This window comes from Coriobacteriia bacterium, from assembly GCA_013336165.1.
In the GTDB taxonomy this organism is placed as follows: domain Bacteria; phylum Actinomycetota; class Coriobacteriia; order Anaerosomatales; family JAAXUF01; genus JAAXUF01.
This window is the reverse complement of sequence record JAAXUF010000004.1, coordinates 1-12122: the sequence shown is the minus strand read 5'-3', so window position 1 is coordinate 12122 and position 12122 is coordinate 1. Positions and strand designations below refer to the sequence as shown.

The 12122-nt window shown below is 59.8% G+C and carries 12 protein-coding genes; 8 read left to right on the top strand and 4 right to left on the bottom strand.

Annotated features, from left to right (window positions below):
- Positions 1-5: 5 nt before the first annotated feature.
- Positions 6-581, bottom strand: a complete 576-nt coding sequence (locus HGA39_04140) for a hydrogenase maturation protease (GenBank protein ID NTW28538.1) — start codon at positions 579-581, stop codon at positions 6-8.
- Positions 574-1290 carry an HAD family hydrolase gene (locus tag HGA39_04135; GenBank protein ID NTW28537.1) on the bottom strand — a complete coding sequence of 239 codons (717 nt, stop codon included), beginning with the start codon at positions 1288-1290 and terminating at the stop codon, positions 574-576. Before HGA39_04135 ends, HGA39_04140 begins: the two co-directional genes overlap by 8 nt.
- Positions 1291-1557: 267 nt before the next feature.
- On the opposite strand from HGA39_04135, the gene HGA39_04130 reads away from it, so the two are divergent.
- Together HGA39_04130 and HGA39_04125 are read left to right on the top strand one after the other, a co-directional pair.
- Positions 1558-4629 carry an FAD-binding oxidoreductase gene (locus HGA39_04130; protein NTW28536.1) on the top strand — a complete coding sequence of 1024 codons (3072 nt, stop codon included), beginning with the start codon at positions 1558-1560 and terminating at the stop codon, positions 4627-4629.
- A 92-nt stretch (positions 4630-4721) separates the two neighbouring features.
- On the top strand, positions 4722-4949 hold the full coding sequence (locus HGA39_04125; protein NTW28535.1) for a cytochrome B5: 228 nt from the start codon (positions 4722-4724) through the stop codon (positions 4947-4949).
- A gap of 69 nt (positions 4950-5018) precedes the next feature.
- Here the strand turns inward: HGA39_04125 and rlmD are convergent, their stop codons facing one another.
- Positions 5019-6326: a 23S rRNA (uracil(1939)-C(5))-methyltransferase RlmD gene (rlmD, locus tag HGA39_04120; GenBank protein NTW28534.1), complete on the bottom strand. Its 1308-nt coding sequence runs from the start codon at positions 6324-6326 to the stop codon at positions 5019-5021.
- Positions 6327-6464: 138 nt separating this feature from the next.
- On the opposite strand from rlmD, the gene HGA39_04115 reads away from it, so the two are divergent.
- From HGA39_04115 to HGA39_04090, 6 genes are all read left to right on the top strand, one after another.
- Positions 6465-8090 carry a PilT/PilU family type 4a pilus ATPase gene (locus HGA39_04115; protein NTW28533.1) on the top strand — a complete coding sequence of 542 codons (1626 nt, stop codon included), beginning with the start codon at positions 6465-6467 and terminating at the stop codon, positions 8088-8090.
- A 67-nt stretch (positions 8091-8157) separates the two neighbouring features.
- The gene (locus tag HGA39_04110) at positions 8158-8583 is read left to right on the top strand and encodes an OsmC family protein (GenBank protein NTW28532.1); all 426 of its coding nucleotides are present in this window, start codon (positions 8158-8160) and stop codon (positions 8581-8583) included.
- A gap of 89 nt (positions 8584-8672) precedes the next feature.
- Positions 8673-9374, top strand: a complete 702-nt coding sequence (locus HGA39_04105; GenBank protein ID NTW28531.1) for a glycosyltransferase family 2 protein — start codon at positions 8673-8675, stop codon at positions 9372-9374.
- Positions 9371-10066 carry a bacillithiol biosynthesis deacetylase BshB1 gene (gene bshB1, locus HGA39_04100; protein NTW28530.1) on the top strand — a complete coding sequence of 232 codons (696 nt, stop codon included), beginning with the start codon at positions 9371-9373 and terminating at the stop codon, positions 10064-10066. The genes HGA39_04105 and bshB1 overlap by 4 nt, the downstream gene beginning before the upstream one ends.
- Positions 10067-10070: 4 nt before the next feature.
- Positions 10071-11672 carry a hypothetical protein gene (locus HGA39_04095; protein NTW28529.1) on the top strand — a complete coding sequence of 534 codons (1602 nt, stop codon included), beginning with the start codon at positions 10071-10073 and terminating at the stop codon, positions 11670-11672.
- Positions 11673-11791: 119 nt separating this feature from the next.
- Entirely contained in the window at positions 11792-11962 is a 171-nt protein-coding gene (locus HGA39_04090) for a 4Fe-4S binding protein (GenBank protein ID NTW28528.1), read from the top strand.
- A 74-nt stretch (positions 11963-12036) separates the two neighbouring features.
- Here the strand turns inward: HGA39_04090 and HGA39_04085 are convergent.
- The coding region (locus HGA39_04085; GenBank protein NTW28527.1) for an IS3 family transposase at positions 12037-12122 on the bottom strand (86 nt) is incomplete at its 5' end.

Sequence of the window (12122 nt, the reverse complement as noted above, 5' to 3'; positions counted from 1 at the left end):
GGCGTCTATCTTTCCTTGGTTGCATCGGGCATCGGCCGATACGTGCGCATGGCTTCGATGATGCGAGCTGCCACGTCGGGGGCGCCTGCGCTGGGCTTTGGCTCGACGCCGAGTCGACGCAACTCATCGATGACGGCAGCTGCGGCGATGGGAACCGCCGCCTCGACCATGGGAGTCAGTTCGAGGACGAAATCACTTATCTTCTCGATTTGGACGCCGATGGCGATCGTCTCCGGCGCACCGCCCATCATCGTCGCTGCCTGAAGCACGTCGATCAGCTTGATATCGTGACCCGAATGGCGTACGTGATTGGTCGCCATCTGCTCAGGAGTCAGGCGAAGAACGGTGCCGGGCGGCAGGTTGGTGTCCTTGATCGCATCGACCACGATCAGCTGATCGGCTGAATGGATGAGATTCAGGATCATGAAGCCCATCGTCCCGGCGTCGAGGACCTCGACATTCTCCGGAAACTCGTAGCCGGCTCGCAGCAACTCGATTACTCGCGGGCCAAGGCCGTCGTCAAGCATCAATGGGTTTCCCACGCCGATGACGAGGATTTGCTGTTCTGCGCTGTCAGTCATGGTGCTCCATCAGCTGCGGGAGGATAGCGGCCAGGTCGTTCAGGGTTCCGTGCCAAGTTGCTGCGGGAAGAGGCGGCTGGCCGACGTAGTACGTCTTCATTCCGACATCGGCTGCTGGCATGTCCAACAACGGATCGTCGCCGACCATGATGCAGTGCGCCGGGTCGACGCCCAGCATGTCGGCTGTCTCGATGAAGTAGTCGGCTTGAGGCTTGGTCGAATGCAGTGACTCGTAGGACGTTATCGCGTGAAACGCGACGTGTTCCAGCCCTGCCCACCTCAGACGTTCCAGAACCGCGGCGCGGGGAAAGATGGGATTGGTCGCGACGGCGACCTTCAGCCCAAGGGCGAGAGCGGTTTCGACGACGTTCCGGGCGCCTGCATGGGGGCCGATTGTCCCTTGAAGCCTCGGGAATGCTTCCGCATAGAACCGACCCAATATCTCTGCGTGGTGATCGAGGGAGAGATCTGCGCCCGTGATCTTCGCAAAGGACTCGTTGAAGATCTGTCGGTTCGTGCGGCCGGGATGTGCCTGCATCATGGCTTGGGTCGACACCATGAGGGCGTCGAGTCCTTTTCGGGATTCTGCCTCGTCGTGGAGAATCTCTGCGAGGGCCGGCGTCAGGGCCGCGAAGTAGTTGCGAAGGAATGGCTCGAGTTGGATATCGAGCAACGTACTGTCGAGATCAAAGAGAATGCCGGATAACACGGCCACTGCCTTTCGGGCGAGGAGAGCGAATACCGTCGAATACTAGCATGCCGGCCGATGCCGCCTACCGCGTTCTGTGGAACAGCGATATTGGGAACGTTCCTTTGTGACATCTTCGGTGGGGCTCCAGAGGTTTGGCAAAGGAGAATCTCGTTGACATCAGAAATACCCATAGGGGTATAATGTTTGCTATGGAGCAGTGTGCGTTTCGATCGTGTTCGCAGCTGCGGCCGGTCGGATCAGAATAGACGAGAGGAAGCGACAGGGATGGCAGCAGTGCCCAAGCGCGTTGAGGAGTCGTTGAAATCGATCTTCGGCGACAAGCGAGTCCGAACTGACCTGCGCGAGCGGTCTATGTATTCATTCGACATAGGGGCCATGCCGAGGTTGGTCAAACCCCTCGTCCCGGCCGGAATCGCCGGCGCTGTTGTGCGGCCGAAGGACGAAACGCAGATCGTGAAGTTGGCACAAGCTGCGGTGAACGAGGGGTGGCAGCTGACTCCCCGTGGCTGGTCCACGAGCGGCTATGGCGGCGCACTTCCCCGGAGAGGCGCAATCGTCGTCTCCTTGGCGAGCATGCAGCAGGTACTCGAGGTCGACGTTTCCGCGTCTACCGTTCGAGTGCAGGCAGGCGCAATCTGGGAACGGGTCGAAGCCGAGATCGCCAAGCGCGGGCTCGCGCTGAGGCTCTACCCGTCTTCCCACTCAAGTTCCTCTGTCGCTGGATGGCTTGCGCAGGGTGGTAGCGGCTTTGGGAGCTATGAGTACGGAGCTTTCAAGGACAACGTCGTGAGTGCGAGAGTCGTGCTGCCTAGTGGCGAAGTCAAGGAGTTCGCAGGCGGGGAGTTGTTGGACTACATCGCTGATGCCGAGGGTATCACCGGGATCATCACCGAGGTCACCTTCAAGGTCAGGCCGCTTGAGGACGAGGTTCATCGCCTGATAGCGTTTCCTGACGCGGACTCGCTTGCACGAGGGGTCGCGCAGATCTCGGCGAAGAACGTTCCGATCTGGTCGATCACCTTCCTGAATCCGGAGTCGTCTCGCCTCAAGAAGCGGCTGCCGCATCGTCACGGGCATCCATACGAGTTGCAGCATCAGCTCTTCGAGCCGGAGCTTCCTGAGACCTATTTGCTCCTGGTCGCGTATCCTGTGTCTCGGCACTCGGCGATCGATGCAGCGCTGCATGCGATCGTGGCAACTGTGGGCGGCACCGAACTTGACACTGCAATCGCCGAGCATGAATGGGACCAGCGCTTCGCTCCCATGCGACTCAAGCGCATCGGACCATCGATCATCCCGACCGAAGTCGTCGTGCCGGTCGACCAGCTCTCTGCCGTGCTCGGAGAGATCGCCGACAAGATCAAGCAACCGTTCGTACTGGAAGGCATGGTTGCGAAAGGTGACCACGTCGTCCTTCTCGGCTTCATCCCGCATGACGAGCGGACATTCAACTTCAACATGGCCTTCGCGCTGTCCTTGTCGGTCATCCGGATCGCAAAGGCCCACGGAGGGTCGGCGTACTCAACAGGCCTGTACTTCCGGTTTGAGGCCGAAGACGTCTTGGGAGAGAAGAAGGTTCGCGCACTGCGCGACTACAAGCGGAAGATCGATCCGCGCAATCTCATGAACCCAGGCAAGGTGTTTGGGTTTGGCGCACTTGATGTGCTGATGGGCGCAGCGAGTGCATTGGAGCCGATCATACGGCCGATCGCGAACGCCGCGAAGGCCCCCGCCGGTCCCGGTGATCTCGCGAAGGAGATGAACGGAATACCCGGTGATGTGGCGTTCATGGCGTATGCGTGCGCGCGGTGCGGCTACTGCGTCTCAACATGCGATCAGTATTCAAGCCGAGGCTGGGAGTCACAGTCACCGCGCGGCAAGTACGCGTTCATCCGTGAGGTGATCGAGGGTCGGCAGAAGTGGGATCGAAAGGCGATCGACACGATTCTGGTGTGCACCACGTGCGAGGTCTGCAACACGCGCTGCCAGGTGCAGTTGCCGATCGAGCACAACTGGATGGAACTGCGTGGCAAGCTCATCAACGAGGAGAAGAGGGGAACGTTCCCGCCCTTCGAAATGATGGCTGCTTCGTTACGGGGAGAGCGCGATATCTGGGCCGGAAAGGCCGAGCACCGTGCCGACTGGGTTCCTGAGGACATGAAGCCCAAGCTGAAAGACAAGGGACCGATCCTCTACTTCGCAGGTTGTACCGCAAGCTTCGTTGAGAAGGACATCGCCGAGGCGTCGATACGACTGCTCACAGACTCGGGATACGACATCGCGTACATGGGTACCGACGAGGCGTGCTGTGGCATTCCGATGAAAATGGCCGGCAAATGGGACCTGTTTGAGGAGATATACCGCCACAACACCGGCGAGGCCAAGAAGCGCGGTGCAAAGACGATTGTCACATCGTGTCCTGCGTGCGGGCTTGTTTGGAAGGAGTTCTATGCAAACTTGGCCGCGGAGCGCGGCGATGAGTATGACTTCGAAGTGAAGCACTACTCCGAGCTCGTTGCTGAAGCTGTTGCGGATGGCCGTCTCGAGTTGAAGAATGCCGTTCCGGGTACCCTCACCTTCCACGACTCCTGCCATCTCGGGCGTGCTCAGGGCATCTACGAACCTCCAAGGACGATGCTTGCCGCTATTCCGGGTGTCGATTACGTCGAGATGGAACACAACCGTGAAGACGGCAAGTGCTGTGGGTCGGTTATGACTCTCATCGGTGAAATCGATGTGGCTCCCATCATCGGCGGCGACCGGCTCCAGGAGGCGATCGATGCCGGTGCCGACACCGTTATCGCCGCATGTCCGTGCTGCCAAGTCCAGCTTCGGGACAGCGTCGACAAGCGCGGGCTGGATCTGAAGGTTGACGATCTTGCGCGGATCGTGGCGCAGGCGGCGGGTTATGACATCGCATCCAGTTCATCCAATGCGACCTACATGTGGAGTTTCTTCGACAAGTTCATCAGGTTGATGGCGCCCAAGGAAATGGCCCAGCTGATGACGAGGGTCTTCCCGCAGATGCTGGACTCGATGCCTGCAGGCATGAAACCGATGATGCTTGCAATGAAGCACGTGCCAGGCGGACTTTCCTTGATGGAGAAGATGATGCCTGCGTTGTTCCCGATGTTGGCACCCGGGATACTCGGTAAGGTGATGCCCGATCTGATCGCCGCAGTCCAGGAATTCATTGGACCGATGCCGGAGGATATGGAAGCGCTCATGCCTGACTTGCTGCCTAAGACGATGGATGCGCTCATGCCGACGTACCTGCCGCAGCTGATTCCGTATCTGGTGCCGAAGTTTATCGACTTCGTTCGCAACGACACGTAGTTGTCTTGAGAAATGCGTGCCGCGGCCTGTTATGCGTGTCCGACAACTGGAGAGATACGAATACAACGTTCTAGGACTCCAGGGAGGAATAGATGAAAGAGTTCACGCTCGATGACCTTGCAGATTTCGATGGCAAAGACGGCAGGCCCGCATATGTCGCTTATGAAGGGATTGTCTACGACGTCTCCGAAAGCGCCATGTGGGATGAGGGCTCGCACGGCGACATGCATTCTGCGGGAGCCGATCTGACCGAGGATCATGCGATGGCGCCTCACGACGTGTACATCACAGATTTTCCTGAGGTCGGGAAGATCGTATAGCCAGAGGCTACTTTCGCATTGTTGCTGATGAGATAAGTTCAGGGTCGGCTTCGAGGAGCCGGCCCTGAACTATGCGCGTGTGAATAGTGCGACGGCTTCCACGTGGTAAGTCTGAGGGAACATGTCGACGGGCGTAACCGATGCAACGGCGTAACCGTGCTCAGCGAGTGCGGCCGCATCACGTGCGAGTGTGGATGGATCGCAGGACACGTACGCGATCGCTCTCGCGCCCGTCTCGGTGAGCGCAGACAGGACCTCAGGGTGCAGACCGGCGCGCGGGGGGTCGACAAGGGCGACGTCGGTGTAGCCGATGTCCGGGAGTTCGCGAGCGGCATCGCCGCCGATCACATCGGCGTCAAGGCGAAGGGTATCGAGGTTGCGGCGAAGATCGCGTATGGCGCTGGATGACGATTCCACAGCGATGACTTCACCTGCGGCATCGGCCAGAGGTGCCGTGAACGTCCCTGCGCCCGCGTAGAGGTCGAGAGCGCGGTCGGAGCCATCGGGTGCCAAGCCTGCCAATGCCACCCGAATCAGGGACTCGGCGGATTGGGTGTTCACTTGGAAGAAGCTTGGCGCCGAGATGGTCATCATGCGGCCGAGGAGACGCTCTCTCCAGAAGCCGTTGCCGGCCAGTACCTCGACTCCGGAGACTCTGCGTTCGTTGGACGGGCCTTTGGTGAGCACTCGTACAATGCTTGAGGTGTTGAGAGCCTGTCCAAGCGTGGTTCCGGCTGGCCTTCGGGGGAACGGGCCCGGGACGGTCCACAGGGCGATCTCGACGTCCTGCGTGTTCGCGGCCACCCTGAGGGCGACTCTCTGTATGCCGAGTTCCTGCCTGCCGGACAGATAACGGAGCGCGCCTGCAAGTGCTTTGGGGGCTGTCTGCTGCTTGCGAGGCAGCAGCAGGCACGACTCGATCTCCACTATCTCGTCTGAGCCGGCCTTGTGATAACCGAGCTGTAGTCGGCCACCCGACCTTCCGGTGACGAGTTCGATCTTGTTGCGGTATCCGTATTCTGTCGCCGAGGGAACGGTCTCGGCGACGAATTCCTCGGCATTGGCGAAGCGGCCTATTCGCTGGAAGGCGTCGACGATGATTCTGCGCTTGGCGGCAAGCTGTGCTGAATAGGAAACATGCTGCCAGTTGCAGCCACCGCAGATCCCGAAGTAGGGGCATGGGGGTTCGACACGATCAGGCGAGGCAACGACAATTTCGTCGACCTGCGCTCGAACGAAACGATCGCGATCTTCGACGATCGTGGCGAGGACGGTGTCGCCGGGGCAACCTCCTCGGACGAACGCAGTCCGGCCATCTTCCAAGCGTGCGATGGAGTCACCACCGTATGCAAGACTTTCAATATTGACACGAATCAAGTTGTCTCCGACTCTCTGTTTGGCCGAGTTGGGGGCGGTTTCCAAACATCCTACCCGAAGTAGTGCTCAAAATTGTGTTTAGAATCGAGCGCGCATAGCCGATACATTGTCTTGATAGGCCGACGGGGGATGGGTGAGATGGGTGGATTGCTCGCTCTTCGACCCCAAGAGGAGATGATGTTCGTGTCCAAGACGGCGCTGATAGTCCATGATGACGCCCGTTTCGTGTTGAGCGTGAAGACGGCTCTGCTCGAAAGGGCGCCCGGCCTCGAAGTGACCAGTGCCATTTCGGCGCCGCGGGCCTTTGGCATTCTCGAGCAGAACGTGCCGGATGTGTTGGTAGTCGAGGCGAAGCTGCCCGGCATGGACGGTTTCGCCTTCGCCGAGCGGGTGAAGTCGGACGCGGCCACGCGCGACGTTCCCGTTGTGATCATCAATCCGGAGACGGGAGTGGAGTCATCGGCGAGAGCGCACCGAGCAGGTGCGGTTGACGAACTGTCCTCGGTCGGCTCTGTGGAACCGATCGCCGAGAGGATCGCGGTTCTTGCGGGCTACAAGCCCTCCATAGCTCTCTGCGAAGACGAATCCCTACGTGCCGTGCCTCGTACCACGGGGAGTGAAGGTGACGTGCCAATGAGCACTGCTGTCGGCTCTCGGGGGACTGCTGCGCCGCAAACTGATGGGCGCACATCCGGGCTTCCCCACATCGACGATCTCTTGCATATTATGCTTGACAGAGGTGGTTCCGACCTGCACATCACCGCAGGTAGCCCTCCCGGCATTCGCCAGCGGGGTGAACTCATCCGCATCGAGAATATGAATCCGCTGACTCCCCGAGACACGACGGAGATGATTCTCGGACTGCTGTCTGAAGAGCAGCGCAAACGGTTCGAGACCGAACTCGAACTGGACTTCGCCTACAGCATTCCGGGGGTCTCCCGTTTCAGGGCCAATGTCTTTCAGCAGCGTAATTCGATGGGCGCGGTCTTCCGTGCGATCCCGATCGATATCCCGACGCTGGAACAACTCGGTCTGCCTCCGGTGTGCCGATTCTTGGCCGACCGTCCCCGGGGCCTCGTACTCGTGACGGGCCCGACTGGCTCGGGCAAGTCGACGACGCTTGCCGCCATGATCGATCACGTGAACACGACAAAGGCCCTGCACATCGTAACCATGGAGGACCCGATCGAGTTCATGCATCGCAACAAGAGGTGCTTTGTCAATCAGCGTGAGGTGGGCGAGGACACTCTTTCGTTCGCATCTGCGCTCAAACGAGTGTTGCGTCAAGACCCGGATGTCATCCTCGTCGGCGAAATGCGCGATCTGGAGACGATTTCTGCGGCGTTGACGGCGGCAGAAACGGGACACCTCGTCTTCGCGACTCTGCACACGACCGGTGGCCCTGAGACAATCGACCGCATCATTGATGTATTCCCGCCTCATCAGCAGGCGCAGGTAAGGATGCAGCTCTCGACGTGCCTTGAAGGTGTGCTGTCGCAGACCCTTCTGCCGTGTACCGACGGCAAGACACGAGTCATGGCGATGGAGATCATGCTCGGCGTTCCGGCGATCCAGAATCTGATCCGTGAGGGAAAAACGCACCAAATGGAGACAATCATCCAAGGTGGCGGTTCTCAAGGAATGCAGACGCTCGATCAGAGCCTGAAGAACCTGCTGACTGCAGGGAAGATCACATTCCAGGAGGCGATCAGCAAGGCTCGCAATCCCAAAGAACTGGCAGCCATGGTGGGTCGCAAGCTCTAGGAGCAAGGCCGCGAACTCATGTGGCGGGCCGCAGTTGTGGCTCGCCACTACTGTTTTGGAGGTAATCATGGCGTTGGATAAGGTTAGGGTTCGTTGGTCCGCCAATAGGCAGTTCTCGGCGTGGGACAGCGCCGGCCACGGGATCGTCCTGGACGCCACACCCGAATATGGAGGCGAGAGCACCGGTCCCCGCCCCATTGAACTCGTGCTCTATGCTCTGGCTGGTTGCACGGCGATGGATGTCGTTTCGGTACTGGAGAAGAAGCGTGAGCCCTTCACCGGCTTGGAGATGGAGGTAGAGGCCACCCAACGTGAGGACGAGTTCCCAAAGATTTACACGAGGATCGAGCTCGTCTACGTCGTGAAGGGTTCCGACGTGAAACCAAAGTCGGTTGAGCGGGCCATCGAGCTTTCGCACGACAAGTATTGCTCGGTTCGTGGGATGTTTGGGCCTCAAGTCGAGATCATGACCAGTTACCGGATTGAGGCCTAAGGACTGGGGCGACGCACCGTTTGCGGCTTGCCGTGTCCGGGCATGACAGGTATTGTCACTGACTTGCCGACGAAAAAGAGGATACCCACTTGCCCGACGCAGTGTTGATGCCCGTCTATAACGAAGCCCCGACAGTCGCCACCGTCTTAGATGCGGTTCGGCGGTATTTCAGGGGAGAAATCATAGTTGTAGACGACGGGTCGACGGATGAGACTCCACGCGTGCTGGCTGCCCGCAGTGACATCACGACGGTGCACCTCGACCGCAATTGCGGGTATGGCTGCGCTCTGAAGGTCGGATTTGGCTTGGCAGCGGACATGGGTGTGTCGCATCTGATCACCATGGATTGCGATGGCCAGCATGAGCCTGCGCACATACCGCAGTTCCTTGACGCTCTGGCCAGCGGCGGAGACATCATTTCAGGTAGCCGGTACCTACCGGGTTCTGCGTCGGTTGGAGTGGCGCCAAACGACAGGCGCAGCATCAATGCCACGGTCACGAGTGAGATCAATCGTGTCACCGGCTGGGGGCTGACAGACGCATTCTGCGGTTTCAAGGCGTACCGACTCCATGCGATCGAGTGTATTCGGCTGCGCGAAAGCGGATACGCAATGCCGCTTGAGTTGTGGGCTAAGGCGTGGCGTTGCGGTCTGAGCGTGCGCGAGATTTCGGTGGAGCGCATCTATTGTGGGCAGGACCGTTCCTTCGGCGAACTCCTGGATGATCCCGAACGCCGGCTGGCTTACTATATGGCAGTGTGGAGCCAAGCTTTGGAAGAGGATGAGCGATGACGACCGAATCGCTGTGCGATGTACTGTGCATTGGTGCCCATCCTGACGACGTCGAGATTGGCATGGGCGCTACGGTTGCCAAGATGGTGGGCCAAGGGATGCGTGTCGGATTGGTCGATCTGACCAACGGTGAACCTACCCCGCACGGCACCCCTGAGAGGCGAGCAGCGGAGGCATCGGAGGCCGCACGGGTTCTCGGCGCGACCCGACGGACCTTGACGCAAAGCAACCGCTATCTCTTCGATACTGTAGAAGCCCGCATGGAGTTGGCCGAGGTGATCAGGGAGTTGCGGCCACAGACGCTGTTTGTGCCGTTTCCTCAGGACGCGCATCCTGACCATCTTGCGGCTTCTCAGATCGCACTGGCGGCACGTTTCTACGCGAAGCTCACCAAGACCAAGATGTCGGGCGAGCCGTACTTTCCCGAGCGTGTCTACCGGTATATGGCTGTGCACATGCGTCTTGTCGCCGAACCGTCATTCATCGTCGACGTCTCCGAGCACCTGTCGGACAAGATCGCAGCGCTCGGGGCATACGAATCGCAATTTGCCGAGAACCCCGCGAACAACGGGATGCTCGAGTTCGTCGAGCAGCAGGCCGCCGCATGGGGTGCGATGGCGCGCGTTCGATATGGGGAGCCGTTCTTCGCACTTGAGCCGATCTGTCTTCGATCCATTACGGATCTGGTATAGGCTGATGACGCGTCCGAAACCGGCTCTGCCGACAGGGGACGACGAACTCATCGCGGTTCCGCCGTATAGCGATTGGGCCGCGCTTGCCTCGGCAAATCGCGCTGCAGCTTCACAGTGGCAGTTCACGATCGCCGGTCGGGATGCCCAATCGATGCGAAAGCTGGCTCGCGAGGAAGCGGTCGCAGCCGGTGCCGATCTCTCCGTCAGACTTGGAGTGGTTCTGGGCGGCTCGGGCGATCCCGAGGCCCCTATCGTCATGGCCGGGCACCAGCCGGAGATCTACCATCCCGGCGTGTGGATCAAGGCCTTCCTTCTGCAGCGTCTGGCCGAGGATATGGGCGCAACGGCTATCGATGTCGTTGTCGATTCGGACGGATTCGAGTCTGTAGGCATAAGCGCACCGTGTTTCACTCCGGAAGTACATCGCTGCAAAGTCGACCTTGCTATCGGGACGCCCGGTTCCTATTTCGCTTGTGCGCCGGTGCCGAGTGAACAAGCTCTGGGTGAGTTCTGCTCGGCGGTCGAAGCGATGGTTGCAGATCTCCCCGCGACGAAGGTGCGGCGCAATGTCGGTCACTTCTGCGAACTCTTGCGCCAATCGGTAGCCGATTCGCATAATCTTGCCGAACTCGTCACAATTGCGCGCCGTCGCTACGAGGCGGCTGCAGGGAACGACTATCGCGAACTGCCGTTGACCAGCTTGGCCCGCACGGAGGCGTTTGCGACGTTCGTGGTGGATCTCGCACTGTCCGCAGAGCGATTTGCGAATGCGCATAACTCCGAACTCGGTGAGTACCGTGCGGCGAACAAGGTGCGAACGGGGGCTCAGCCCTTCCCGGATCTCGCATTCGCTGATGGTCGCTATGAGCTTCCGCTCTGGCTGATCTCAAACGGGATTAGAACAGGCCTGTGGGCTGAGCCGTGTGCGGGTGGGTGCGTCGCTTTGCGGACATCCGACGGCCAGCTTGCCGCCGAGTTGCCATCCGACGGCCCTTCCGCCGTCGGAGTGTTGCGGCAGGCGGGGATGGTGATCGTTCCGAAGGCGCTGGCGCTGACCCTGTTCGCTCGAGTGTTCTGTGCAGATATCTTCATCCATGGCGTGGGTGGCGGCCGATATGATGTGGTCACCGACGGCGTGTGTCGGCGCTACTACGGTGTCGAACCTCTGGGTTTCGTGGTCGCCTCGCTGACTCTGCGGTTGCCGGTTGGTGCTCACCGGATCGCGGATGAGGAACTCTCTGCGGCGCGGGAGCGGTTGAATCGGCTCGTTCACAACCCTGACGCTCTTCTCGGCGAGATCGTGTTCGACTCGGCTGAACAGCGCTCTGCGGCGCATGCGCTTGCCGCCGAGAAGGCCGGCCTGCTCTCGCTCATCTCGGCACCCGGCGCAGACAAGAAGGCTTTGGGACTGCGAATTCGGGAGGTCACCGCAGAGTTGGGAGCCCTGCTTTCGCCTGTGCGCGAGGCGTACGAAGCGGGGTTGGCGTCGCTTGAATCGCAGCGCGCAGCTGCCGATATTCTCACAGACAGGACCTATCCCTTCTGTATGTGGACGCCTGAAGAAATCGCTGAAATAGCCAGGTCAGCGGGCGCCGTTCGTGCTTGAGCGCGATCCGGCTGGCGGGCGACGGAGAGCGGGAAACTTGCCCATGCAGGGCGCAGAGCGCTAGCATGCGATAACCGGCGTGAATCACTTGTTTGCTTTGGAGAGGATGGACAATGTCAGTGCCCGTAGTTGACAAGGAAGTGTGCACAGCTTGCGGTATCTGCGTCGATGAGTGCCCGAACAGCTGTTACGATCTCGAGGATACGGCCGTCCTGAGTCGGCCTGCCGGCTGCACCGAGTGCGGAATCTGCGTGGACGCATGCCCGAACGGTGCTATTTCTCAGAACTAGCCCCACGAGTCTGTTCAGCAAGAAGGGCCGGATATTGAACTAGACCCCAAAAGCTGGACGGCTTAATAGGGGTCTCAAGCGGCGTCCACGGACTGGGTCCGGAATTGTTCCGGGCTCAGCCCTTTCAGTTTCGGCTGGTACCTCTTGGTGTTCCAGTAGC